Source organism: Arthrobacter sp. 10N44_2 (assembly GCF_056394385.1).
Genome location: NZ_JBFTHT010000009.1, coordinates 119,196 through 142,336 on the forward strand (window position 1 = coordinate 119,196; position 23,141 = coordinate 142,336).

Annotated in this window: 26 protein-coding genes; 15 read left to right on the forward strand and 11 right to left on the reverse strand. The window is 67.2% G+C overall.

Annotated elements, in window-relative coordinates:
• Positions 1-19 precede the first annotated feature (19 nt).
• Positions 20-397 (forward strand): VOC family protein, encoded by a 378-nt coding sequence (locus tag AC1DBX_RS11825; RefSeq protein WP_223914848.1) that lies wholly within the window; start codon positions 20-22, stop codon positions 395-397.
• Between the two features lie 28 nt (positions 398-425).
• Here AC1DBX_RS11825 and AC1DBX_RS11830 read toward each other — a convergent pair whose 3' ends face one another.
• Both AC1DBX_RS11830 and AC1DBX_RS11835 read right to left on the reverse strand, forming a co-directional pair.
• Positions 426-1,034 carry an NADPH-dependent FMN reductase gene (locus AC1DBX_RS11830; protein WP_476931800.1) on the reverse strand — a complete coding sequence of 203 codons (609 nt, stop codon included), beginning with the start codon at positions 1,032-1,034 and terminating at the stop codon, positions 426-428.
• A 142-nt stretch (positions 1,035-1,176) separates the two neighbouring features.
• The gene (locus tag AC1DBX_RS11835) at positions 1,177-1,581 is read right to left on the reverse strand and encodes a DUF5997 family protein (protein WP_018775636.1); all 405 of its coding nucleotides are present in this window, start codon (positions 1,579-1,581) and stop codon (positions 1,177-1,179) included.
• A gap of 133 nt (positions 1,582-1,714) precedes the next feature.
• On the opposite strand from AC1DBX_RS11835, the gene AC1DBX_RS11840 reads away from it, so the two are divergent.
• Both AC1DBX_RS11840 and AC1DBX_RS11845 read left to right on the forward strand, forming a co-directional pair.
• On the forward strand, positions 1,715-2,470 hold the full coding sequence (locus tag AC1DBX_RS11840; RefSeq protein ID WP_026538047.1) for a LysR family substrate-binding domain-containing protein: 756 nt from the start codon (positions 1,715-1,717) through the stop codon (positions 2,468-2,470).
• Positions 2,471-2,560: 90 nt separating this feature from the next.
• A complete protein-coding gene (locus AC1DBX_RS11845) occupies positions 2,561-3,046 on the forward strand; it encodes a VOC family protein (RefSeq protein ID WP_476931801.1) in 486 nt (161 codons plus the stop codon).
• Positions 3,047-3,150: 104 nt separating this feature from the next.
• Here the strand turns inward: AC1DBX_RS11845 and AC1DBX_RS11850 are convergent, their stop codons facing one another.
• Both AC1DBX_RS11850 and AC1DBX_RS11855 read right to left on the reverse strand, forming a co-directional pair.
• Positions 3,151-3,714: a dihydrofolate reductase family protein gene (locus AC1DBX_RS11850; protein WP_476931802.1), complete on the reverse strand. Its 564-nt coding sequence runs from the start codon at positions 3,712-3,714 to the stop codon at positions 3,151-3,153.
• Positions 3,715-3,906: 192 nt separating this feature from the next.
• Positions 3,907-4,566, reverse strand: coding sequence for a Type 1 glutamine amidotransferase-like domain-containing protein (locus AC1DBX_RS11855; protein ID WP_476931803.1), 660 nt, complete (start codon positions 4,564-4,566; stop codon positions 3,907-3,909).
• Between the two features lie 220 nt (positions 4,567-4,786).
• Here AC1DBX_RS11855 and AC1DBX_RS11860 point away from each other — a divergent pair, with 220 nt between their 5' ends.
• A complete protein-coding gene (locus AC1DBX_RS11860; RefSeq protein ID WP_476873863.1) occupies positions 4,787-4,957 on the forward strand; it encodes a hypothetical protein in 171 nt (56 codons plus the stop codon).
• Between the two features lie 104 nt (positions 4,958-5,061).
• Here the strand turns inward: AC1DBX_RS11860 and AC1DBX_RS11865 are convergent, their stop codons facing one another.
• The gene (locus tag AC1DBX_RS11865; RefSeq protein ID WP_230012656.1) at positions 5,062-5,397 is read right to left on the reverse strand and encodes a hypothetical protein; all 336 of its coding nucleotides are present in this window, start codon (positions 5,395-5,397) and stop codon (positions 5,062-5,064) included.
• Positions 5,398-5,494: 97 nt separating this feature from the next.
• Between AC1DBX_RS11865 and AC1DBX_RS11870 the strand changes: the two genes are divergently transcribed.
• The 8 genes from AC1DBX_RS11870 to AC1DBX_RS11905 all read left to right on the forward strand — a co-directional run bounded on the left by AC1DBX_RS11870 (position 5,495) and on the right by AC1DBX_RS11905 (position 11,340).
• A complete protein-coding gene (locus tag AC1DBX_RS11870) occupies positions 5,495-5,815 on the forward strand; it encodes a DUF6221 family protein (RefSeq protein WP_230010922.1) in 321 nt (106 codons plus the stop codon).
• A 129-nt stretch (positions 5,816-5,944) separates the two neighbouring features.
• Complete coding sequence (locus tag AC1DBX_RS11875; protein ID WP_079552648.1) at positions 5,945-6,247, forward strand: urease subunit gamma; 303 nt, start codon at positions 5,945-5,947, stop codon at positions 6,245-6,247.
• Between the two features lie 8 nt (positions 6,248-6,255).
• Positions 6,256-6,606 (forward strand): urease subunit beta, encoded by a 351-nt coding sequence (locus AC1DBX_RS11880; RefSeq protein WP_476931804.1) that lies wholly within the window; start codon positions 6,256-6,258, stop codon positions 6,604-6,606.
• Positions 6,603-8,393, forward strand: a complete 1,791-nt coding sequence (ureC, locus tag AC1DBX_RS11885; protein WP_476931805.1) for an urease subunit alpha — start codon at positions 6,603-6,605, stop codon at positions 8,391-8,393. The genes AC1DBX_RS11880 and ureC overlap by 4 nt, the downstream gene beginning before the upstream one ends.
• 19 nt (positions 8,394-8,412) lie before the next feature.
• The gene (ureE, locus tag AC1DBX_RS11890; RefSeq protein ID WP_476931806.1) at positions 8,413-8,895 is read left to right on the forward strand and encodes an urease accessory protein UreE; all 483 of its coding nucleotides are present in this window, start codon (positions 8,413-8,415) and stop codon (positions 8,893-8,895) included.
• A gap of 108 nt (positions 8,896-9,003) precedes the next feature.
• Entirely contained in the window at positions 9,004-9,672 is a 669-nt protein-coding gene (locus tag AC1DBX_RS11895) for an urease accessory protein UreF (RefSeq protein ID WP_476931807.1), read from the forward strand.
• Positions 9,673-9,706: 34 nt separating this feature from the next.
• Entirely contained in the window at positions 9,707-10,324 is a 618-nt protein-coding gene (gene ureG, locus AC1DBX_RS11900; RefSeq protein ID WP_476931808.1) for an urease accessory protein UreG, read from the forward strand.
• 299 nt (positions 10,325-10,623) lie between these two features.
• On the forward strand, positions 10,624-11,340 hold the full coding sequence (locus AC1DBX_RS11905; RefSeq protein ID WP_476859663.1) for an urease accessory protein UreD: 717 nt from the start codon (positions 10,624-10,626) through the stop codon (positions 11,338-11,340).
• A 68-nt stretch (positions 11,341-11,408) separates the two neighbouring features.
• On the opposite strand, the gene galK is transcribed toward AC1DBX_RS11905, so the two are convergent.
• The 6 genes from galK to AC1DBX_RS11935 all read right to left on the reverse strand — a co-directional run bounded on the left by galK (position 11,409) and on the right by AC1DBX_RS11935 (position 19,389).
• A complete protein-coding gene (galK, locus tag AC1DBX_RS11910; RefSeq protein WP_476931809.1) occupies positions 11,409-12,581 on the reverse strand; it encodes a galactokinase in 1,173 nt (390 codons plus the stop codon).
• Positions 12,578-13,714: a galactose-1-phosphate uridylyltransferase gene (gene galT, locus AC1DBX_RS11915; RefSeq protein WP_476931810.1), complete on the reverse strand. Its 1,137-nt coding sequence runs from the start codon at positions 13,712-13,714 to the stop codon at positions 12,578-12,580. Before galT ends, galK begins: the two co-directional genes overlap by 4 nt.
• Before the next feature lie 66 nt (positions 13,715-13,780).
• Positions 13,781-15,946, reverse strand: coding sequence for an alpha-galactosidase (locus tag AC1DBX_RS11920; protein WP_476931811.1), 2,166 nt, complete (start codon positions 15,944-15,946; stop codon positions 13,781-13,783).
• 126 nt (positions 15,947-16,072) lie between these two features.
• On the reverse strand, positions 16,073-17,416 hold the full coding sequence (locus AC1DBX_RS11925; protein WP_476859667.1) for an ABC transporter substrate-binding protein: 1,344 nt from the start codon (positions 17,414-17,416) through the stop codon (positions 16,073-16,075).
• A 71-nt stretch (positions 17,417-17,487) separates the two neighbouring features.
• The gene (locus AC1DBX_RS11930) at positions 17,488-18,420 is read right to left on the reverse strand and encodes a carbohydrate ABC transporter permease (RefSeq protein ID WP_476856739.1); all 933 of its coding nucleotides are present in this window, start codon (positions 18,418-18,420) and stop codon (positions 17,488-17,490) included.
• Between the two features lie 12 nt (positions 18,421-18,432).
• The gene (locus AC1DBX_RS11935; protein ID WP_476856738.1) at positions 18,433-19,389 is read right to left on the reverse strand and encodes a carbohydrate ABC transporter permease; all 957 of its coding nucleotides are present in this window, start codon (positions 19,387-19,389) and stop codon (positions 18,433-18,435) included.
• A gap of 171 nt (positions 19,390-19,560) precedes the next feature.
• Here AC1DBX_RS11935 and AC1DBX_RS11940 point away from each other — a divergent pair, with 171 nt between their 5' ends.
• The 3 genes from AC1DBX_RS11940 to AC1DBX_RS11950 all read left to right on the forward strand — a co-directional run bounded on the left by AC1DBX_RS11940 (position 19,561) and on the right by AC1DBX_RS11950 (position 23,111).
• Entirely contained in the window at positions 19,561-20,811 is a 1,251-nt protein-coding gene (locus AC1DBX_RS11940) for a Gfo/Idh/MocA family protein (protein ID WP_476931812.1), read from the forward strand.
• Between the two features lies 1 nt (position 20,812).
• Positions 20,813-21,892, forward strand: a complete 1,080-nt coding sequence (locus AC1DBX_RS11945) for a LacI family DNA-binding transcriptional regulator (RefSeq protein WP_476931813.1) — start codon at positions 20,813-20,815, stop codon at positions 21,890-21,892.
• A 196-nt stretch (positions 21,893-22,088) separates the two neighbouring features.
• A complete protein-coding gene (locus AC1DBX_RS11950; protein ID WP_476931814.1) occupies positions 22,089-23,111 on the forward strand; it encodes a LacI family DNA-binding transcriptional regulator in 1,023 nt (340 codons plus the stop codon).
• Positions 23,112-23,141: the final 30 nt, after the last annotated feature.

The following is a 23,141-nucleotide window of genomic DNA, read 5'->3' on the forward strand; positions in this document are numbered from 1 at the left end:
CCGGCGTAGCCTAGGGGCCATGCGACTGAAAATGTGCAGTATCCACGTCAAGGATCCAGCCTCGGCCCATGAGTTCTACACCGGCACGCTGGGCTTCGAAACGCTGATGGCCATGCCGGAGCACAACCTCTTCATCATCAAGGATCCGGATGGTGCCGGAGGCGCCGGACTGCTGCTGGAACCCAGTGACAACCCGATCGGCGCGGCCTACATGAACGGTCTGCACGACGCCGGGATTCCCGCGATCGTCTTTGGCGTGCCGGACGTGCGCGCCGAATACGACCGGCTGGCGGCCAAGGGCGTGATGTTCCAGGGGGAACCGTCCGAGGGGCCCGGCGGGACCAGTGTGGTGTTGGATGACGGCTGCGGGAACTTCGTGCAGCTGCACCAGGACTAGATGCCGGACCACCGCGCCCTGACTCTGCCTAACGGCTCGTCTTGTCCTTGTCCGGGTGCTCGTCGCCGATATGGCCCGGTGCATTGGCGGCCAGGACCCGGGCCACGAAGGAGGCATACTCCTCCATATAGTGGCGCAGCAACCCGGCCGTAGCCTCGTCCTTGACCTCACCGTCCTCGCCGTAGGCCTCCGGGACGAAGCGGATGTAGGCCTCCGGAGCATTCAGCTGCGGCGCGTCGAGGAAGCTCAGCACGCTGCGGAAAGAGGACTGCATCACGGCCGTCCCAATGCCGCCGGGGGAGGCGCCGATGATGCCGGTGGGCTTGCGGGCGAAGGAGTTCGTGCCCCAGGGCCGGGATCCCCAGTCGATGGCGTTTTTGAGCGCTCCGGGGATGGACCGGTTGTATTCGGGCGAGACGAACAGTACGCCGTCGGAAGCCGAGATGGCATCTTTGAGGGCCCGCCCAACGGGTGGGAAAGCGGCATCAAAATCCGGGCTGTACAACGGCAGATCCCTGATGGGGATCTCCGTGAACTCCAGTTCCGCGGGTGCAAGCCGGATCAGCGCCCTGGACAAGGTGCGGTTGATGGAATTGCTCGAGAGGCTCCCGACAAAATATCCGATCTTGAAGCCCATGGCCTTGTTCCTTCCCGATACGCCGCCGGTGGCAGGTGAATTGGGATGCGGAGGGGATCGGACCGGCGGCCCCGACCCATTCCGCGAGCGTAGTCCTGCGTCCGCGGGTTTGAAAAGAGGGGCCGGGAGAAAGCGCGTGCCGCTATTCGGCCTTGGCGCGGGCTTTCTTGGCGTCCTTCTTGGCGGCCTCGTCCTTGACCCGCTGGGCCTCGGCGCGGACGGCGGCGTGGGTGGCGCGCTCGGCCACCAGCCAGGCCGGGGGAGCCTGAAGCAGTGCGGTGATTTCCGCCGTCGTCAGCGCTTCCTCAACACCACCGCGGGCCAGGCCGGCGATGGAGACGTTGAGCTTCTGCGCGACCACGGGGCGCGGGTGCGGGCCGTTGCGGCGCAGTTCCGCGAGCCACTCGGGCGGGTTGGCCTGGAGATCGGCAAAATCAGCGCGGGTGATGGTTGAATCCTGGAACTCCTGGGGTGTCGCCGGCAGGTAGATGCCAAGCTTCTTGGCAACGGTGGCCGGTTTCATGGACTGGGAGTTTGCAGAGGTCATAGTCCAAGGGTATCTGCCGGCACGCCCGCAGGGCACCAACCCAGCACCAACCCAGTACCAAACCAGCGCCGGATCAGCACGGTGCCGCCATCGAGGCGGACCCCCGCGCCACCCCGGGCGGTACTGTGAACATGTGTCCGCAGCAGAAGAACCATCCCAGACCCCCGACGAAACCGCCGTCGTCCCAGCCGTCGCAGTCGGGCGGGAGCTGCGCTTCGCGTACGTGGCCGGTGTGACACCGGGCAAATGGATCCGCCGCTGGGAGGAACGGATGCCCGATGTTCCGCTGCACTCCTTTATGTCCGACGACGGCGCGCAACTGTCCGTGCTCCGCGACGGTTCCGCGGACCTGAGTTTCGTCCGGCTCCCGGTGGAACGCGAGGGCCTCAGCGTGATCCCGCTCTACGAGGAGCAGCCGGTGGTGGTGGCACCGAAGGGGCACGAGGTCTCCTTGTTTGAAGAAGTGGACCTGGCGGACCTGTCTGCCGAGACGTTTCTCGATGTGCAGGAGCTCGGCGGACCCGCGATGGCGCTGCAGGTGGTGGCGTCCGGTGCCGGGCTGGTGATCCTGCCGATGTCCGTGGCCCGGCACTTCAACGTCAAGGACACCGTGGCGCGGAAACTCACGGGGGCGCCCGGCACGGAGATCGCCCTGGCCTGGCCGAGCGACGCCACGGACGAGGTCATCGAGGAATTCATCGGTATTGTCCGCGGACGCACCGCCGCGAGCTCCCGCCAGCCCTCGGCGCAGCAGGAGAAACCCAAACGCGAGCCCAAGCCGGACCGGCGCGGCACCGGAGCCGCCAAGAAGCCCAAGGTGGCGCAGCGTTACGCACCCAACCCGGACAAGGGCCGCGGCAAGGGATCCCGGAAAAAGGGGAAACGCTAGGCCTTACTACGAGGGGCGCCACGATTGCGGCCTCCCGCAGATGATTCGGACCTATCGTTGGAACACGACCCCGCGATCAAAGGATTTGCCGTGGACACTCAGGTTCCCCAGTTCGATGGCGTGCACCACCTCAAACTCCCGGTCAGTGATCTCGACCGCAGCCGCGAGTGGTACCAGAGCCGGCTTGGTTATGCCGTTGCGATGGAGTTCCGCGAAGATGGCAAAGTCATGGGCCTTGCTCTTAATCACCCGGATGGCGGACCGAGACTGGCCCTGCGGCTGGACCCCGGCAAAGCGGCGGCCTCTTCCGGATTCGATTACTTCTCCATAGGCGTTCCGACCAAGGCGGCAATTGACCAGCTCTCCGCGCGGCTGACGCAGTTGGGGGACGCCCATGCTGGCGTCCAGGTCGCTTCTCTGGGGTGGATTCTGCCCGGTCTCTCGGACCCGGACGGACACGAGATCCGCTTCTACACCACGGAGTCCCACAAAAAAGCGCCCGACGGGAAGGTCTATGTTGTGGAGAATGCCCGGCAGACGACGACGCACCGAAACCAGGAACGGTTGTCTCAGTGACCACTCAAGGTTGAACCCACCGATGACATTCCGGACTATCTACTGCCCGTCGATTGGCAGACGCTGGTGTGGAGTCCTTCCTCGACCGCCCGGAGGAAGCGTGCTCAGCGCCTCGCCTCGTACCTGGTCAGGACCACGCCGCCGGGAAACGTCCGCGTCTCCACCAGGTCCAGGTTCACCCAACTGTCCAGCGCGGTGAAGAACGGAGTGCCGCCGCCCACCACGACCGGATGGGTGACCAGCACGTACTCGTCGATCAGCCCGGCCCGCATGGCCGCCCCGGCGAGCGATGCGCCGCCGACGCTCATCGGGCCGCCGTCCCCGGCCTTGAGCCGGGTGATCTCGGCGATCGCGTCGCCGGTGACCAGGCGGGTGTTCCAGTCGACCTTGTCGATCGTCGAGGAGAACACCACCTTCGGTGTGTCCCGCCAGTTTCTTGCGAACTCGATCTCCGCCGCGGTGGCGTCGGGCTGCTGGTCGCCGGTCGGCCAGTAGGAGCTCATGGTCTCCCAGAGCTTGCGGCCGTACAGCGACAGGCTGCTAGCCCGCTCCTGGTCGAGCCACCACTGGAACAGTTCGTCGCTCGGCCCGCCCCAGCTGATGTCGTCGCCAGCCGCGGCGATGTAGCCGTCCAGGGTCAGATTCATGCCGTAGATCAGTTTTCGCACGGCGCCAGCCTTCCGTCTTGTCGTGGTCGAGGGCGTCATTGAACTCTGCCGTCCCGCACATGATCGGCAGCATCCTGTCCCTCATGGAGCCACCGTAACTGCCCATGATCTGGTTGCCATAGCCTTCGGTCCGCGTTTCAACTGAGCTGCCCGGTGAAGGCTCCTCGAACGGGTCACTCCGGCGGTTTGCTATCACCCGAACTTCGTCCATTCTCCTTCGGAAACCACCACGACGGAGCCGTCGACGACCTTGATAGCTGTCTGCTCGTCGATGGCATAGGCCGGGCCGCCGAGGTCGGCGGCCCACCGCTCTGCGTGGGCCAGAGTGTTGGTCGGGAAAGCGTTCAAGTGCGGGAAGATCGAAAAGTCCACCACCCCCAAGGTGCGGTCGTCCGGCGCGGACGGCCACTCGACGAAGTACTTCCCGATCCGGGGCGTCATCACCATGCTCCCGGCACTCACTCCCACCCACACCGTGTCCGGCAGCGACGGCAGCAGGTCGGCCAGCCCGGACTCACGCATCCAATGGCACAGGTACGTCGCGTCGCCGCCGTCGACCAGGAGCACGTCGGCCTCCCGAAGCCAGGGGACCCATCGCTCCGCGCCGATGGTGGGCAGCGCGGTGAGCTCAAGAACGCCGAGCGTCGCCCAGCCCAGGCCGGACAAGTGACGGGAGCCGGGCTCGGCGGCCAGGAGGCCCCGCACCGATGCCGGTCCGCACATCGGGTGACCCCACTGCGCTGTCGGGACGACCAGGGCGTGGCACTGGGCGATCGGCTTGTTGAGAAGCTGCACGAGCGCCGAGTGGATGCTCGGGTTCGTCACGCCGCCTGACGTAAGCAAGAGTTTCAAACGTGCCCCCAAAGTTCGCGCGGATGGTGGATGTGCCTGAAAACGCGGGACCGGGCTGGAACTCACGGTCGATTTGGTAAGCCCCGCCGGCCTCGCGCTCGGCCCTTCAATAGGGACACACCCAGCAAGACCTTGTCCAGAGTTCGCTTGGACGCAAATCTCAAGTTGGCCTGGCTAGCCACGTAGGCTACCGCGAAGACACAACTATTGGGGGTAATCAGTGAACAACATCGAAGTCTTTGGCGTCTCGTACGTCCTCTATCTGATCTTCACTGCCGTGCTGATCGGCTTGGCACTGTACGTTCTGATCCTCGTGATCGTCTTTCTCCGGCTGCGTATTGCCGAGCTGAAGCGCGCCCTGCCTCCCAAAGGACACGCAGAGAGGCAATGACTGAAGTCAGGCGCACTGGCCCCTCACCCTCCTCATTCAGAGACCGGGCGATCACGGAACGCCGCCACGAGGCGCCGAACTCCACACGCCAGGGGTGCCGCCCGCTACTTGGCGCAGGCGTCCTGAAGGGCCTTGACGGATTCGGCCGGAACCTGGTCGCCGGAGTCGGCGATCTGGCGCAGCGGGGTGGTGATCTCAGCGGGTGCACCCGCGGCTTCCGCGCTGGTGACAAGACCGCCCAGCAGTTCCTTGTCCTTGGCGCTGACCAGGCCGTTCTTCACGATGGCGCAGGCCTGCTTCTTCACTTCATTGCCGGCCGCCGTCGCAGCCCGTGACGCCCCGTCGTTGACGGCCTTTTCGGTAGCGTCCTGCACTTGCCCACAGCCGGTAAGTCCGATCAAGAAGGCGGCAGCGGCAAGGGCGGCGAGACGTCGTTTCATCCACCCACCCTAACAAGCGCGGCTTGTGCCGGCCTGAGGAAAAAGGGCAAACGCCAGGCCGTAGCCGTGTGGGCACCGGCGCGCATAGGCTCGGTGAGTGGACATCGTCGAGTTCCTGACCGCGCGCATTAGAGAAGACGAAGCCGTCGCCCTAAAGCTGCTCGGCGACCCCACGCTTGCCGTCTCCGGCGAGTGGTATGAACGCCGCCTGCTCCGTGAGTGCGAGGCCAAGCGCCAGCTCATCGGCATCATTGAATCCGCACGCCAGTCCGTGCTGGCCATGTTGGTCAGCCAGGAACCCGCCGAGGCCGGATGGGTGCCGGACGTCATCGAATGGACCACGCTCTCCCTGCACACCCTGGCGCTGCCGTATGCGGACCACCCCGAATTCCAGGCGCACTGGCGGATCACCGGATAGGGCTGTCAGGGGTTAGCTCCTGAGATGCTGACGGGTCCCGGAAACCTGCAGGAAATCTCCGCGGCCTACTCTGGTCACACCGCGGCTTCTGCGGTCCGCCAGTCGGCTGGTTCTTGAAGGGATACCGTCATGCACCTCTTGCCCCGTGAGCAGGAAAAGCTCATGATCGTGGTCGCGGCGGATCTCGCCCGCCGCCGCCAGGCGCGCGGACTGAAGCTGAACTTCCCCGAGGCCGTCGCGGTGATCAGCTACGAACTGATCGAGGGCGCCCGGGACGGCCGGACCGTTCCGGAGCTCATGAGCTACGGAACCACCATCCTTGGCCGCGACGACGTGATGGAGGGCGTGCCGGAAATGATCCACGACGTCCAGATCGAAGCAACCTTCCCGGACGGCACCAAGCTCGTCACCGTCCACGACCCGATCCGTTAGGAGCTTCGATGATTCCGGGAGAATACGTGCTCAGTTCCGCGCCGCTGGTCATCAACGCCGGCCGTGAGGCGGTGGACGTCGCGGTCACCAACACCGGAGACCGGCCCGTCCAGGTGGGCTCGCACTATCACTTTGCCGAAGCCAACTCCGCGCTGCAGTTTGACCGGGCGGCCGCCTATGGCCGCCGGCTGGATATCCCGGCCGGCACGGCCGCGCGGTTCGAACCCGGGGACAGCAGGACCGTCCGGCTGATCGAGCTCGCGGGCAGACGGGAAGTGTACGGCCTCAGCAACGCCGTCAACGGCGCACTCCGCAAGAGCGGACTCCCTGTTTCCGAATGGGAAGGTGACGCACAGTGAGTTTCGAGCTATCCCGCAGGCAGTATGCGGACCTCTACGGCCCGACGACGGGCGACGCCATCCGCCTGGCCGACACGGATCTGTTTCTTGAGATTGAGAAGGACTTTACCGTTTACGGCGAGGAAGTGGTGTTCGGCGGCGGCAAGGTGATCCGCGACGGCATGGGCCAGAACGGCCAGGTGACCCGGGACGGTGACGGTTCCGGAGGTATTGGTTCCGGCGGTATTGGTTCCGGCGGCGGAGTCCCGGACACCGTGATCACCAACGTCGTGGTGCTGGACTACACCGGCATCTACAAGGCCGACGTAGCGCTCCGGGACGGCCACATCTTCCGGATCGGCAAGGCCGGCAACCCGCAGATCACCGACGGCGTGGACATCGTGATCGGCGCGAGCACCGAGATCATTGCGGGTGAACGGAAAATCCTGACCGCCGGCGGGGTGGACTCGCACATCCACTTCATCTCCCCGGACCAGGTCCCCGCCGCCCTGTGCAGCGGCGTGACGACGATGATCGGCGGCGGCACCGGCCCCGCCGAAGGCACCAAGGCCACCACCGTCACCCCCGGAAAATGGCACATCCAGCGGATGCTGCAGGCCGCCGAAGGGCTGCCCATCAACATCGGCCTGTTCGGCAAGGGCCACGCGTCCGCCGTCGAACCCCTGGCCGAGCAGATCCGCGCCGGCGCGATCGGGCTGAAAGTCCATGAGGACTGGGGCTCCACCACGTCCTCGATCGACACGTCACTGCAGGTAGCGGACCAGTACGACGTCCAGGTGGCCATCCACACCGACACCCTGAACGAGTGCGGCTTCGTGGAGGACACCATCCGGGCCATCGACGGCCGCGTGATCCACACCTTCCACACCGAAGGCGCCGGCGGCGGCCACGCCCCGGACATCATCAAGATCGCCGGGCTGCCCAACGTCCTGCCGGCGTCCACCAACCCCACCCTGCCGTACACGCGCAACACCATCGAAGAGCACCTGGACATGCTCATGGTCTGCCACCACCTGAGCCCGGACATCCCGGAGGACGTGGCATTCGCGGACTCCCGCATCCGCGCCGAGACCATCGCCGCCGAGGACGTCCTGCAGGACCTGGGCATCTTCGCGATCACGTCCTCGGACTCCCAGGCCATGGGCCGGGTGGGCGAGGTGGTCATCCGCACCTGGCAGGTGGCGGACAAGATGAAGAAACAGCGCGGCGTCCTGAAGGATCCTGCCGGCGGCAGCCACGGGGCCGCGTCAGGCCTGGGCGCGGAGAGCGACAACTTCCGCCTGAAGCGCTACGTGGCGAAATACACCATCAACCCGGCTATCGCGCAGGGCATGGCCGATTCCATCGGCTCCGTGGAGGTCGGCAAGTTCGCCGACCTTGTGCTCTGGGACCCCGCGTTCTTCGGAGTGAAGCCGGACCTTGTGCTCAAGGGCGGCCAGATCGCCTACGCCCTCATGGGTGACGCCAACGCCTCCATTCCCACCCCGCAACCGCGCACCATGCGGCCGATGTTCGGCGCCTATGGCAAGGCGCTGCAGCAGTCCTCCATCACCTTCCTCTCCCAGGCCGCCATCGAGGCCGGGATCCCGGCGGAGCTCGGACTGGAGAAGGTCATCCGGCCGGTGTCCGGAATCAGGAACCTCACCAAGGCGGACCTCAAGTACAACGGCGCCACCCCTGATATCGAGGTGGACCCGGAAACGTATCAGGTGAGCGTCGACGGCGAGGACGTCACCTGCGAGCCCTCAGACGTGCTGCCCATGGCGCAGCGCTACTTCCTTTTCTAGGCTTCCAGAGGAGACCACCATGATCATCGAAAAGGTCCTCGGCAACACCCACGACCTCCCTCCCGGTCCGGACCCCTACCTTGGGCTCCACCGCGAGAAGGTGGTGCTGCCCAGCGCCCAGCTGGTCAAACGCATCCAGCGCGTCACCACCGACCACGGGAAGGAACTCGGCATCCGCCTCCCCGCCGGTTCCGGGGACCTGCGCGACGGCGACATCCTGCACGTGGCCGGCACCAACATGATCGTGGTGTCGGTCCTGCCCACCGACGTCCTGGTGATCGCCCCGCGCTCCATCCACGAGATGGGGGTGGTGGCCCACTCCCTGGGCAACCGGCACCTGCAGGCCCAGTTCTTCGACGCTTCCTCGGAGTACATGGCGGAGGTGATGGTCTGCCAGTACGACCACACCGTGGAGGACTATCTCAAACACGTCGGAGCGCCCTACAACCGCCAGGAACGCGTGATGCCCGTCCCCTTCCGCCATGCCGAACACTCGCACTAGTTTCGCCGCGGCCGCGCTGGGCGCTCCGCTGGGAAGGGGGCTGTGCCCGCTTCGCGGTGCCCACCACACCGCACCCCCCTTCCCAGCTTCGCGCATTCGGGGGCGGTCGTGACCCAGTACCAGTTGGCGTTGCAGCAGCTGACGGATTCTGCTCTGCCTACCGGGGCGTTTGCTCACTCGCTGGGGTTTGAGACGTATGTGGAGCGCGGGCTGGTGCACGACGAGGAGTCCTTTGGGGTGTGGCTGGCGGCGTTCATTTCACAGCAGCTGACGTACTCGGACGCCCTGGCAATCCGGTTCCTCTATGAGGACGTTCCGGTTGCCGAACTGGATGCGTTGTTGACCGCCCAGTTGTTGCCCCGGCAGTTGCGCGAGGCCAGTACCAAAATGGGCGGGCGTCTGCTGGAGATCGGCGCCGAGATCTTTCCGTCCGCAGATCTGGCGGAGTACCGGGAGCTGGTGGGTTCCGGCCGTGTCGCCGGGCATCAGCCGCTGGCGTTCGCCGTCGTCGCACGGTCCCTGAACGTACCGCTCCCGGAGGCCCTCGCCGCTTATCTTTTCGCCGCGGTGACGTCCTTGACGCAGAACGCCGTCCGGGCGATCCCCCTGGGGCAGAACGCCGGCCAGCGGATCCTGCGGAAGGCGGCCGACGGCGTAGCTGCCGCCGCCGAGCGCTCCAGTCACCTCACGCCTGACGACTTTGGGGCCGTCAGCCCCGGGCTGGAAATTTCGCAAATGCGGCACGAACGCCAGCGCGCCCGCATGTTCATGAGTTAACCGAGCTACACACGAAATATGTCTGGAGAAGAATATGTCTGAGCCCGTCAAAATCGGCATCGGCGGCCCGGTGGGTGCCGGCAAGACCCAGCTCGTGGAGCGGCTCACCCGTCATATGAGCCGGGAGACCTCCATGGCGGCCATCACCAACGACATCTACACAATCGAGGACGCCAAGATTCTCGCCGCCAACGGGATCCTGCCGATCGACCGGATCATCGGCGTCGAAACCGGCGGCTGCCCGCACACCGCCATCCGCGAAGACACGTCCATGAATACGGCCGCCATCGAGGAGCTGAAGAAGCGGCACCCTGACCTGCAGGTGATCTTCGTGGAATCCGGCGGCGACAACCTCTCCGCAACGTTCAGCCCCGAACTGGTGGACTTTTCCATCTACATCATCGACGTGGCCCAGGGTGAGAAGATCCCGCGCAAGGCCGGCCAGGGCATGATCAAGTCCGATCTGTTCATCATCAACAAGACCGACCTCGCACCCCACGTCGGCGCGGACCTGGCCGTCATGGAGCGGGACTCCAAGGAATTCCGGGGCGAGAAGCCGTTCTGCTTCACGAACCTCAAGACCGACGAAGGGCTGGACCGCGTCATCGAATGGGTGCGGCGGGACGTCCTGATGCTCGACCTGGCGTCGTGACGGCGATTGTGCGGAGTCCGGCGGCTTCGCCGGATTTGGGGCCGTGCCCGTCCCCAGCCGCTCCCGACTCTCGCAAGCTCGAGTCGGGACCCTCGCGGCAGTGGGCCCCCCGCGGTGCCCGCCACGCCGCGGCCCCAAAATCCGGCCTCGCCGCCTCAGCGGTTAAGTCGCCGATGGGGGAGCTGGAACTCGTCGTCGAAAATCGGGACGGACGTTCTGTTGCCACGCATCAGTTCCATCGGGGGGCTTTGAGGGTTTTGCGGCCGCATTACTTGGATGGCAGCGGGCAGGTTTGTTATGTGCTCGTCAATCCTGGCGGTGCCTATCTGGGCGCTGACCTGTATGTGATTGACGTGGAGGTGGCCGATGAGGCTAAGCTGCTGCTCGCCACGCAGTCGGCCACCAAGATCTACCGGACTCCGGGATCCTTTGCCGAACAGCGGATGCGGCTGCGGCTCGGGGAGGGGGCCCGGCTGGAGCTCGCCCCGGATCAGGTGATCGCCTACCGGGAGGCCAGCTACCGGCAGAATACGCACGTGACGGTGCGGCCGTCGTCGAGCCTCATCATGGCCGAAATTGTGACCCCGGGGTGGTCGCCGGACGGGGCCTCGTTCCGGTACGAGGAGCTGCGGTTGCGGACCGAGATCCGGGTCGAGTCGGAGGCGTCCGTCGGGGAGGCGGGCGGGCTGCTGGCCCTGGACAACGTGCTCATCCGGCCGCCCCTGGGCGATGTGACGGGCCTGGCGTTCATGGAGGGCTTCAGCCATCTGGGGTCGCTGATCGTGGTGGACCCGCGGGTGGACCAAGCCCTTGCCGACGAACTCCACGAGATCACGGCCGGGCTCGGCGCCCATACCGGCATCTCGCTCACCGCCGCCGTGCTGGGAACGGCCGGGCTGGTGCTGAGGTCGCTCTCGAACAGCACGGAGGAACTGAGGTGTGTTCTGGGAGCCGCCACCGCCCTGCTGCGCAAGCGCTGGTACGGCCAGGATCCGCTGGATCTGAGGAAGTACTGATGGCCGGGACCCAGCAGAGGACTGCGCTCCGCCGGCTTCGGGCGCTGACCACCCGGCCGGCGGCCTGATCACAGCCGGCGCGCCCCCTCTGCCGGCAGGACGGCGAAGACATCGGGTGCCTGCAGCCCGCGGGCGGCGAAGCCGGCCAGGACCGCGGACCGGACCTCATCGGCGTCGTCCACTGGAACCAGGGCGATGGCGGAGCCGCCGAACCCGCCGCCGGTCATCCGGGCCCCGATGGCCCCGTTGGCGCGTGCGGTGTCAACGGCCAGGTTCAGTTCCGGGCAGGAGATTTCGAAGTCGTCCCGCATGGAGCGGTGGCTGGCGTCCAGCAGGTCTCCGATTGCCAGCGGCCCATGGGACGTGAGCCATTCCGCGGTCCGGGCGACCCGTTCGTTCTCGGTGACAATGTGCCGGACCCGGCGGAACGTCACGTCGTCGAGGACGCGCCCGGCCCGCGGCAGATCGGCGGCGTCAAGGTCGCGAAGGGCGCCGACGCCCAGGGCCCGGGCGCCGCGGACGCAGGAGGACCGGCGTTCGGCGTACCCGCCGGTGGCATGGGCGTGCGAGACCTTGGTGTCGATCACCAGGCAGAGAAGCCCGGACTCCTCCAGGCCGAGCGGCACCGGGCGGGAGCTGAGGTCGCGGCAGTCCAGGTAGACCGCGCAGTCCCGGGTGCCGAGCATCGACGCGGACTGATCCATGATCCCGGTGGGGGCGCCGACGACGTTGTTTTCGGCCCGCCGCCCGATGTCCGCCAGTTCGGTCCGGCCCAGGCCCGCTTCGGTGAGGTCGGAAAGGGCCAACGCGACGGCGCATTCCAGGGCGGCGGAGGAGGACAGCCCGGCGCCGACCGGGACATCGGAGGTCACGTACAGGTCAAAGCCCGGCACCGTGATGCCGGCACGTTCCAGCTCCCACGCCACTCCGGCGGGGTACGCGGACCAGCCGGCCGCCTGGTCCGGGGCGAAGGTATCGAGATCGAATTCGACCGGGTCAGCGGCCGCGAACGCCGAGGCCAGCCGCACGGTGCGGTCCGCCCGGGCCGACACGGCCACGGTGGTGGTGCGGTTGATGGCGAACGGCAGGACAAGGCCGTCGTTGTAGTCCGTGTGCTCGCCGATCAGGTTGACCCGTCCCGGCGCCTGCCACACGCCGTCGGCGTCATGGCCGAAGTGGCCGGCAAAGGCGCGGGTCACCGCGTCCGCCAGGGCCGTTCCTGCGGTGTCGGTGGTGGTCATGCCGTTCCTTTCCTGGCGTCCCGGAGCCGGGCCGCAACCTCTTCGGGAGTCGTGTCGTTGATGAAGGCGCCCATGGCGGCCTCGGAGCCGGCCAGGAACTTGAGTTTGTCCGCGGCCCGCCGGGGGGAGGTGAGCTGCAGGTGCAGGTACCCGGACCGGCGCAGCACCGGGTCAAGGGGGGCCTGGTGCCAGGCGCTGATATACGGCGTCGGGCTGCCGTAGAGCCTGTCGAGGCGGCCCAGCAGGTCCGGATACAGGACGGCGAGCTCGTCACGCTCGGCGCCGGTCAGCGCTGCGAGGTCCGGAACCTGGCGGTGCGGGACCAGATGGATTTCCAGCGGCCAGCGCGCCGCGAACGGCACGTAGGCGCTGAAAAATTCGCCCTCGAGCACCATCCGGGCGCCGTCGGCACGTTCGCTCGCCAAAATCGCCCCGGTCAGGGTGGCCGTCCCGCCCGCCGCCTCATGGAACTGCCGGGCGGCCGCGGCCATCACCGCGGTCCTCGGCGTGACGTAGGGGTAGGCGTAGATCTGGCCGTGCGGATGGTGCAGTGTCACGCCGATGTCCTGGCCGCGGTTCTCGAAACAGAACACCTGAGCCACGCCGGGCAGCGCGCTCAGGGCCTCGGTGCGGTGCGCCCAGGCGTCGATCACGGTGCGCACCCGCCGGGTGCTGAGGGCGGCGAACGTCCCGGTGTGCTCGGGCGTGAAGGCTACGACCTCGCACCGGCCGCCGGCGGTCCCGCGGGTACCCCAGCCCGGCGCTGCCGGGGCGGCAGCGAGATCCGGACCGAGCGAGGGGAAGCGGTTTTCAAACACGGCGACGTCGTAATCCGCCGGGATCTCCGAGGGCCGCGCGTCGGTGCTCGGGCACAGCGGGCACTCGTCCGCCGGCGGAAGATGCGTCCTGTGTTGCCGGTGTGCGGCGACCGCCACCCATTCCCCGGTCAGCGCGTCGAACCGGATTTCCCCGGACGGTCCGCGCTCGGGAAGGGCGCGGCGGTCCCTCGACGGGCGCTGCAGGGGATGGGAAGTGTCGTCGAAATACAGGAGTTCGCGCCCGTCGGCGAGGCGCGTACTGGTCACCGCGGACACCGACGCCGGGGCGTCGCTGCGGCTGATGATGCTGGTCATGGGGTTCCTTCGAAAGTGAGGGGACGTGCGGTGCCCGACCCGGAAGCAGGGGGCGGGACCGGACAGTCAGAGGGCCTGGACGTGGAGGAGCAGGGCGTGCTCCGGGTTCAGGACCGGCAGGGGCAGGCCGACGTGCTGCAGGAAGGCGCCGGTGGCAACGGCCCCGTCTTCCAGCCAGGCCGGCGGCCGGATCTGGGTGAAGGTGTGCGCGTAGTCGCCGTCGAGAAGGGTAGGCAGTTCGGCCCGGACGCGGTAGTTCCGCTTCGGGTCAAGGCCCGGCAGTGAGGCCAGTCCGGGGACCTCAGCCGGGGCGGAGGCCAGGGACACGGCGGCGAACAGGGCCTCGCCGGCGTCGTGCGCAACTACACCGTGGACGCTCAGGGTGGGCTCGGCGGTGTCCGCGTTGACGCGCTTGCCGGAGTGGAGCAGTGCGCGGTGGCGCTTGTAGAGCGCGATGGCGCGGCGCAGCGTGGCCCGTTCCTCGTCCGTGGCTGCGCGGATGTCCCACTCCATGCCGAAATGGCCAAAGAGGGCCGTGATGGCGCGGAAGGAGATGTCGTGGGTGCGGGCCGTGGTGTGCGAGGTGGTGGGGCCGATATGTGATCCGACGAGTTCGGGGGGGAGGACGGCCTGGGTCCAGCGCTGGATGGTCTGGCGCTCCAGGGCATCGTTGCAGTCCGAGGCCCACACCCGGTCGGTGCGCTGCAGGATGCCGAGGTCCACGCGGGCCCCGCCGGAGGAGCAGCTTTCAATCTCCACGTCCGGGTGGGCTGACTTGAGCGCGTCGAAGAGACGATACGCGGCCAGCGTCTGCTCATGGACGGACGGCCGGCCGCCGCGGCCGTGCTCGGTGAGGTCGCGGTTCTGGTCCCATTTGAGGTAGGCGATGTTGTTCTCGCGCAACAGGGCATCGAGGCGGCCGTAGATGTACTGCCAGGCCTCCGGGTTGGCGAGGTCCAGGACGTGCTGATGGCGCCAGGCGTGCGGAAGCCGGCCGCCGTCCTTGTGGGAAAGCAGCGACGGGCCCACGATCCAGTCCGGGTGCTCGCGGGCGACGTCGGAGTCCAGGTTGACCATCTCCGGCTCCACCCACAGCCCAAACTCCATGCCGTGGCCGGTGACCGCGTCGATCAGCGGAGTCAGGCCCTCGGGCCACATGCCCTCGTCGACGTACCAGTCGCCAAGGCCCGCGTGATCATCGCGGCGGCCGCGGAACCAGCCGTCGTCGAGGACGAAGCGTTCCACGCCGAGGCCGGCGGCCGCTTCGGCGAGTTCGAGCAGGGGCTCGAGGCGGTGGTCGAAGTAGACGGCCTCCCAGGTGTTCAGCACCACCGGGCGGACCCGGCCGGAGGTGGTGTCCACATGCTGCGGCCGGGCACGGAACCAGTGGTAGAAGGCCTCGGTGATGCCGTCCAGGCCGCGGCCGGAGTAGGCGGCATAGAGCGACGGCGTCCGGTAGCTGCCGCCGGGGCGCAGCACCACTTCGGCGGAGCCGAGCAGCTCGGCGGCACCGAGCATGCGCCGGCCGTCCGCGAGGCTGTCGAGGTACTGCTCGTGGTTGCCGCTCCAGCCCAGGTGCGTGGCCCAGACCTGGCCTGTGCGGTTGGCGAAGCCGGCGGTCCCGGCTGCCACCAGCAGGGACGAGTCGTGGCCGGTCCGGCCGTGCCGGCCGGTGCGGACCCAGGTGCCCTGCTGGACGGCGTGCCGCTGCGGGTGGTTTTCGCGGCACCAGCGTCCGGTGAGGTCGAGCAGTTCCGTGGCGTCCCGCGGCACCGGCAGCACCGTGGCGAGTTCGTCGAGCTGGTATTCGGCAGTGCCGCTGTTGGTCAGCGTGTGAGCCAGCTCCAGGAGGCCGCCGGGGTGCAGGGTGAGTTCGGAACTGACCTCCAGCCCGGCCTCGGAGTCCCGGTGGATGATCACCACCGTGCGCCCGCCGTCCTGCACTTGGGCGGCAACCACCCGCAGGGCCGGCGAGAAGTCCAGGCCGGGGCCGCCGGCGGCGTTCCGGTGCCCGCGCAGGCCCGGCCGCCCGGCCCAGCCGGAGGAGGCCTGAGGGAGCAGTCCGGCGGTGACGGGGATGTCGAGGGCGGAGTGCTGGACGGCCCCGTGGAGGATCGCCAGATCGGGGAGGTTCTCCCCGAGGTCGGCGCCCCAATGGACGATCTCGGCCTCGCCGGAGTCGAAGGCCAGCAGGACGCTGGTGCCGGCAGAACGCAGGTGCACGGGGTGCATGGGGATTCGCTTTCAGTAGTGCGGAAGTCAGGTGCTGGTGCGCGGGATCCCGGGTTGGGGACCCCGCGCACCGGGCGCCGCCGTTGCGGGCGGCTGTGGCTTCAGGGGCTTACTTGTTGAACAGGCTTACTTGTTGAAAAGTGAGTTGACCTGCTCGTTGGCCTGCGAGAGGGAGCTGGCCGGCTGCTTGCCGGAGAGGACGGCGTCCATAGCCGGCTTCATGATGCCGTCCACCTTGGCCGCCTTGTCCGCGATCGGGAACAGGAACGTGGTTCCTTCCTTGACGTGGGTGGTGAAGGCGGAGACGTCGGTGCCCTTGGCCTTGAACGCTTCGGCTGCCTTCTCGGAGGAGCTGGTGAGAGCCGGGAACACGACGGCCTTGGAAGCTACGACGTCCTGGCAGGCGGTGGAAGCGAGGTATTCAACCCACTTGGTGGCTGCTGCGGGCTTCTTGGTGCCGGCCCAGATGGAGTCGGCCAGGCCGTTGAACATGCTTGCACGCTTGCCGTCCGGCCCTGTCGGGGTGGGTGCGAAGCCGGTCTGGATACCCTTGTATCCGGTGTACTGGCCGATCAGCCAGTCGCCCGAGGTGTTGATGGCGGCCTTGCCGGCGCCGAAGTTGTCCGACATGCTGGCGCCTACCGTGGTTTCAAGCTTGGGCATGTAGCCCTTGTCCGCCAGGCCGGCCCACCAGGCAATGGTCTCCTGGAACTTGGGGTCGTCGTAGTTGAACTTGGTGCCCCAGGGGTTCTTGTCGGTGTGGGTCCAGCCGGTCGTGGCGCTGAGGAAGCTCCACTGCGTCTGGCCCTGGCCCGAGCCGGAGGACTCCAGGCCGAGGCCGTAGACGGCCACGTTGTCCTTGTCGAAGCCGGCCTCGTCGCCGCGCTTGCCGCGCTTGTCCACGGTCAGGTGGGCGATGGCTTTTTCGTAGCTGCCGCCGTCCTGCGGGTTCCAGTCCAGGGTAGCCATCTGCTCGGCGGTGAGACCGGCGGAGTCGGTCATGGCCTTGTTGTAGAAGAGGCCTACAGTGTCCCAGTCCTTGGGCAGCCCGTAGCGCTTCCCGTCCTGGCCGACCCAGAGCTCGGCCAGGCCCTTGGTGTAGCTGTCCAGCTTGATGCCGTCTTTGGCCACGGCGTCATCGAGGGCCAGGAGCTGCTTCTTCGCCGCGTACTCGGGGTACTTGGAGAGGTGGTCGGTGAAGACATCCGGCGCCGTGCCGGCAATGAAGCCGTTGGTCAGGGTGGTCCAGTAGTCGTCCCAGCCGCGCTGGGTGATCTTGACCTTGATATCCGGGTTGGCCTTGGTGAAATCGTCGGCGCACTGCTGGTAGGCCGGGAGCTGGTTGGCGTCCCAGAGCCAGTAGTTGATCTCCCCCTTGGCTTCGGAGGATGCCGGGGCGGACCCGCCGCAGGCGGAGAGGGAGATGGCGATGGCTGCAGCGGCAGCGACGGCGCCGAGGGTCTTCTTCATGGTGGACCTTTCATGGAAGTGCTTCTTTGAGGGGAATGTTTGTTAACGGGGCACTGCGTGTTGGGCCGGGGTTACTTGATGCCGGAGAAGCCGATGGAGTTGACCACCCGCTTGCCGAAGGCGATGAAGAGCAGGAGGACGGGCAGGGCCGCGATCAGGGTGGCGGCCATCAGGCCGGACCAGTCGGGGGCGCCCTGCGGGGACTGGGACTTGAAGACGCCCAGGCCCACGGTGAGGACGCGGACGCTTTCGTCCTGGCCCACCAGCAGCGGCCAGAAGTACTCGTTCCATTGGCCGATGAAGGTCAGCAGCGCAAGGGTGGCCAGGGGGGCCGCGGCGTTCGGGAGCACGATCTGGAAGAAGATCCGCACGTGCTTGGCGCCGTCGAGCATGGCGGCCTCTTCCACCTCGCGGGACATGGAGAGGAAGAACTGGCGCAGGAAGAAGATGGCGAAGGGGGTCATGAACAGGAACGGCAGGGCCAGACCGGCGAAGGTATTGAGCAGGCCGAGGTTCTTGATCATCAGGAAGTTGGGCAGGGCTGTGAAGATCGGCGGGACCATCATGGTGGCCAGGAACAGGCCGAACACCACGTTCCGGCCCGGCCAGCGGAGCCGGGAGAAGGCGTAGGCGGCCATCGCGCTGAAGAAGACCTGCCCGGCGGTGGTGACGGTGGCGAAGATGACGGAGTTCCGCAGGTACAGCCAGAAGTTGATGGCGGCGCCGGAGCCTCCCTCGGCGATTGCTTCCTCGGGGCTCTGCAGCCCCAGGACCCGCTTGAAGGCGCCGAGGCTGAAATCGGCCGGCAGGAGGTTGCTGGCGTTCGAGGCCAGGGAGGCGTTGCTGGACAGTGCGGTGCGGAGCATCCAGAGGAACGGCGCGATCGTCACGGCGACGGCAATGGCGACGAGGGTCCAGGCGCCGACGCGGCGCCAGTTGACCGGCTTCCTGGGAGCGGGAGCGGAGGTGGCGGGCTTCTTGCGGGAAGGGGCGAGGGTAGTCATGGCTGGGGTTCCTTAGTCCAGATCCGATTCGTTGCCCTTGAGGAACTTCATCTGGACGAAGGCCACGAGAGCGAGAATGACGAAGAGAATGACGGACAGGGCCGAGGCGTAGCCGAAGTCGGATTCACCGAAGGCCTTCTGGTAGATGTACATCTGGATGACGCGGGAGGCATTGATCGGGCCGCCGCCCGTGGTCACTGCCACGGTGTCGAAGACCTGGAAGGAGCCGATGACGGTGACCACCAGGACCAACACCAGCACCGGGCGCAGGAGCGGCATCGTGATGCTCCAGAAGGTCCGGGTCGGGGAGGCGCCGTCGAGCGAGGCGACCTCGTACACGTGGTTGGGGATGGACTGCAGGCCGGCGAAGATCAGCAGGGCGGTGTAGCCCATGTGCCGCCAGACATTGACGCCGGCGATGGTGGGGATGGCCCATTGCTCGCTGCCGAAGAAGGCGATGCGCGGCAGGCCCAGCCAGTTGATGACCTCGTTGACGATTCCCAGCTGGTAGTCGAGCATCCAGAACCAGAGCAGCGCGACGATCACGTTCGCCACCAGGAAGGGCAGCAGCAGGGCGCCGCGGATTAGCGTGGACTTGGCGACGTTGTGCATCAGCAGGGCAAGTCCGAGCGCGATGACGGTCTGGAAGCCGATGTTCAGTGCCACGTACTGGACCGTCACGGCCATGGCGTTCCAGAAGAGATCGTCCGCGAAGATCGCGGTGTAGTTTTTGGTGCCGATCCAGGTGGGATCGCCCAAAACGCTGTACTCGGTGAAGCTGAGGTAGACGCCGCGGATGCTCGGCACCAGGTAGAAGGCAACGAAGCCGAGCAAGGCCGGGGCGATGAAGAGAAGGGCGACCCTCAGGTCGCTGCGGGTTCGGCGCCGGCCGCGGGGGGCAGCATTGCCCGTTCCCGTGCCGGGCGCCTTGCGGGCCGGAACGGCTCCGCGGGCAGTTGTGGTGGTCATTGGTGGGTCCTCCGCAGTTACGTGGATGCTGTGACGTGGATTACAACTGAGGCCTGAATCTACACGAGTAACTTTCTTATGCGCAAGCGTTTCTTTTATGTTTCCGGGAGGAATCTTTCTGCTCATCTTCTGCTATTGACTCGAGTAGAAACTGGTGTAAAACTTGCGTGCATGACTTTCTCACTAGGCATTGTCGGCGCCGGACAGTTCGCAGGCGCCTTCGCCAAACTCTTCGACGCCCATCCCGCGATTTCAGAAGTCCATGTCACGGACGTCCTGCCGGAACGGGCCGAGGCCCTCCGGGAGCGGCTCGGCCTGGCGGGGACCTATCCCAGCTTTGAGGCCATGCTCGACGGCGGCCTCGACGCCGTGGCGATCTTCACCCAGCGCTGGACGCACGGGCCGCTGGTGCTGCAGGCGCTCCGGGCGGGCAAGCATGTGTATTCGGCAGTGCCGATGGCCATCAGCGAGGACGAGATCGCCCGGATCATCGAGGCTGTCCGGGAGACGGGCCTGACCTACATGATGGGCGAGACAAGCTACTACAACCCCGCCACCGTCTATGCCCGCAAGCGCCAGGCTGAAGGCGCCTTTGGCCGCATCTTCTACGCCGAGGGCGACTACGTCCACGACATGGATCTCGGCTTCTACGAGGCCTACCAGTACAGCGGCGGGGAGGACTGGAAACGCACCGCCAGCTACCCGCCCATGCTGTATCCGACTCACTCCACCGGCGGGGTACTGGGCGCAATCGGCGGCCATGCCGTCAGCGTCAGCTGCATTGGCGTCTCCGACGAGCGCGGCGACGGCGTGTTCGATAAGGATGTCAGCATGTTCGGCAACGACTTCTCCAATGCCACCGCGCTGTTCGAACTCTCAACCGGCGGGTCCATGCGCATCAACGAGATGCGCCGCGTCGGCTACCCCTCCCACCTGCGCGAAAGCCGCTTCCGGTACTTCGGCACGGACGCCAGCTTCGAGCAGCTGGCCACGGTCAGTGTGTGGCAGGACAAGGAGTCCGTGACCGACGTCAGCGCGGAACTGGCCACCGGGGCCACGCTGGCTGCCGACGATCCTTCGCTGGCCAGTGTCGCACCGGCACTGCGGGACGCCTTCAGCTCCGGAATGGCACCCGTGCATGACGCCGGCCGGCTTCCGGCCGAGTTCCGCGGACTTCACAACGGGCACGAGGGCAGCCACCACTTCCTGGTGGACGACTTTGCCACGGCCGTCGACACGGGAACGCTCCCGCCCGTCAACGCCTGGGAAGCCGCCCGCTACACGCTGCCGGGGATCGTGGCGCACGAGTCCGCCCTCCGCGGCGGGGAGCGGTTGCCCGTCCCGGACCACGGCGACGCCCCCGTCCTGCTGCCTGCGCAGGGAACCAACGAGGAAGGCTTAGCCGGGGAACTCCGGCGGTAGCATGGTCACTGTGCCACACTCGCCCGCCTCCGCCAGGCCCACGATCACCCGAAAAGACGTGGCCAGGCTGGCGGGCGTCAGCACCGCCGTCGTCAGCTATGTGGTGAACGGCGGCCCCAAGCGGGTCTCCCCGGTGACCGCTGCGAAAGTCCGCGAGGCCATCAGCGCCCTGGGGTACCGTCCGAACGCCGCGGCGAGGGCACTGAAACTTGGCTCCAGCGAGATGCTCGGCATGGTGGTCCCGGACACCACCAACCCCTTCTTCGCCACTTTGGCCCGCGCCGTGGAGGAAGCCGCGGCGGCGCGCGGCTATGCCCTGCTGCTGGCGAACTCGGGCGGATCGGCGGCCAATGAGCGCCGCCAGGTCAGGAACCTCGCGAGCCGCCGCGTTGACGGGGTCTTCCTCTCCAGCGTGCTGTTCGAACCCGACCTGACCGAGCTGGAGCATTCGGAGATCCCCGCCGTGCTGCTCAACCACAGCACCGAGGTGCCGGGCTTCAACTCGGTCGGCGTGGAGCTGCTGGAAGGCTCCCGGCGTGCCGTCGAGCACCTGGTGGGCCACGGCCACCGCAACATCGCACTGGTCATGGGCATGAACGCCGGCAATGATCTCGATGCCCGCGAGGTCGGGTGGCAGCAGGGGCTCGCGGAGGCCGGCCTCCCGGAAGGACCCATTCTGCGCTGTGACTTCGACCGGCAGGGCGGCTACCGGGCCGGGCAGCGGCTGCTCGCGGCCGCGGACCGACCCACCGCCGTGTTCGTCAGTTCCGACCTGCAGGCCGTCGGCCTGCTGCGCGCCGTGTCCGAGGCCGGGCTGCGGGTCCCCGAGGACCTGGCGGTCTTCTCCTTCGACGGCTCGGCTGAGGCGGAGTTCAGCTGGCCGCCGTTGAGCACGGTCGCGCAGCCCGTCCAGGCCATGGCCGAGGCCGCCGTCGAAGCGCTCATTGGCTTTGACGGCGTGTCTCCCACCCGGAACATGATCTTCCCCGTGGAGCTGGTCCTGCGCGCGTCCTGCGGCTGCGCGCCGGTGCCTGCCGCGCCCGGGCCCGCCGCGCCGGTTGCGGCCGAGCCGGCCGGGTAGGGTCCCCGCCGGGCACGTCGTTGCGGTTCCGGGCGTCGTTCCCTGCGGGCGTCACACCAGGGGCCCTATGGACTATCGTTAGCGCTAACAGGAGCCAGGGGGGCGGGCGACCAGCGGGCGCCCCGTGCCCTCCTATCGTTCGATTTCACACTTTGATTCAGGCCGGTGGACGGCATCGGAGCGAAAGGGGCCTCGCATGGGGAACAACAATGACCGGCGGCAGCCGCGGCTCGAAGACGTCGCAGCGCTGGCCAAGGTTTCCCACCAGACCGTCTCGCGGGTGATCAACAACCACCCGAATGTCAGCGCGGGAACAAAGTCCCGGGTCGAGGCGGCGATTGCCGAACTCGGCTACCGGCGCAACACGGCCGCCCGGAGCCTGGTGACCCGGCGCACCCAGACCATCGGTGTCCTCGCCTCCGAGCTCGGGCAATACGGCCCGGCGAATACCCTGCTGGGGGTCCAGCAAGCCGCCAGGGAGGCAGGCTATTTCGTGAGCATTGCCGCGATCAAGGGGGCCGCGGCGAACGCCATTTGCGATGCGGTGCGGCACCTGACGGACCAGGGCGCGGACGGATTGATTGTGATCGTGCCGCACGACGGGACACTTCAGGTGCTCGAGGACCTGAACCTGGATCTCCCGGTAATCGTCGTCGGCGGAGCCGGAGAAGGGCGGTTGAGCGGCGCGATGGTCGACCAGAAGCTCGGTGCGCGGCTGGCCGTCGCCCATCTGATCAGCCTTGGCCACGAGCGGATCGGCCATGTCTCCGGACCGCTCGACTGGGTGGACGGCAAAGCCCGGGTTGACGGGTGGCGCGAGGAGTTGGCGGAAGCCGGCCTCTCCGACGAACTTCTGGTCGAGGGGGACTGGAGTGCGGACAGCGGGTACCGGATCGGGCAGCAGCTGGCAGAACAGCGCAGCGCCACCGCGGTGTTCGTCAGCAACGACCAGATGGCGCTCGGACTGCTGCGGGCGTTCGGCGAGAAGGGTATCCGGGTTCCGGAAGACGTCTCCGTGGTTGGCTTTGACGACCAGCCCGAATCCGCCTACTTCATGCCGCCGCTGACCACCGTGCGACAGGACTTCGAGGAACTCGGAAAGCGCTGCGTGGACCTGATACGCGCCCAGGTCGAGGGCGATGCCGCCAGCGGCGCCCTGGTGGTCAAACCTGCTCTCGTGGTGCGCGCCAGCACCGCACCCCGCCCCCGTCTCTCCTAAGGGCCGAAGTCCTCCGTTCCGGCAATACGT

Coding starts and splice junctions, on each gene's coding strand:
- AC1DBX_RS11835 (WP_018775636.1), bottom strand. CDS start 1,581: ATGACCTCTGCAAACTCCCAGTCCATGAAACCGGCCACCGTTGCCAAG.
- AC1DBX_RS11925 (WP_476859667.1), bottom strand. CDS start 17,416: ATGAAGAAGACCCTCGGCGCCGTCGCTGCCGCTGCAGCCATCGCCATC.
- ureG (WP_476931808.1), top strand. CDS start 9,707: ATGTCTGAGCCCGTCAAAATCGGCATCGGCGGCCCGGTGGGTGCCGGC.
- ureE (WP_476931806.1), top strand. CDS start 8,413: ATGATCATCGAAAAGGTCCTCGGCAACACCCACGACCTCCCTCCCGGT.
- AC1DBX_RS11935 (WP_476856738.1), bottom strand. CDS start 19,389: ATGACCACCACAACTGCCCGCGGAGCCGTTCCGGCCCGCAAGGCGCCC.
- AC1DBX_RS11865 (WP_230012656.1), bottom strand. CDS start 5,397: ATGAAACGACGTCTCGCCGCCCTTGCCGCTGCCGCCTTCTTGATCGGA.
- AC1DBX_RS11920 (WP_476931811.1), bottom strand. CDS start 15,946: ATGCACCCCGTGCACCTGCGTTCTGCCGGCACCAGCGTCCTGCTGGCC.
- AC1DBX_RS11880 (WP_476931804.1), top strand. CDS start 6,256: ATGATTCCGGGAGAATACGTGCTCAGTTCCGCGCCGCTGGTCATCAAC.
- AC1DBX_RS11875 (WP_079552648.1), top strand. CDS start 5,945: ATGCACCTCTTGCCCCGTGAGCAGGAAAAGCTCATGATCGTGGTCGCG.
- AC1DBX_RS11945 (WP_476931813.1), top strand. CDS start 20,813: ATGGTCACTGTGCCACACTCGCCCGCCTCCGCCAGGCCCACGATCACC.
- AC1DBX_RS11930 (WP_476856739.1), bottom strand. CDS start 18,420: ATGACTACCCTCGCCCCTTCCCGCAAGAAGCCCGCCACCTCCGCTCCC.
- galT (WP_476931810.1), bottom strand. CDS start 13,714: ATGACCAGCATCATCAGCCGCAGCGACGCCCCGGCGTCGGTGTCCGCG.
- AC1DBX_RS11825 (WP_223914848.1), top strand. CDS start 20: ATGCGACTGAAAATGTGCAGTATCCACGTCAAGGATCCAGCCTCGGCC.
- AC1DBX_RS11950 (WP_476931814.1), top strand. CDS start 22,089: ATGGGGAACAACAATGACCGGCGGCAGCCGCGGCTCGAAGACGTCGCA.
- AC1DBX_RS11830 (WP_476931800.1), bottom strand. CDS start 1,034: ATGGGCTTCAAGATCGGATATTTTGTCGGGAGCCTCTCGAGCAATTCC.
- galK (WP_476931809.1), bottom strand. CDS start 12,581: ATGACCACCACCGACACCGCAGGAACGGCCCTGGCGGACGCGGTGACC.
- AC1DBX_RS11940 (WP_476931812.1), top strand. CDS start 19,561: ATGACTTTCTCACTAGGCATTGTCGGCGCCGGACAGTTCGCAGGCGCC.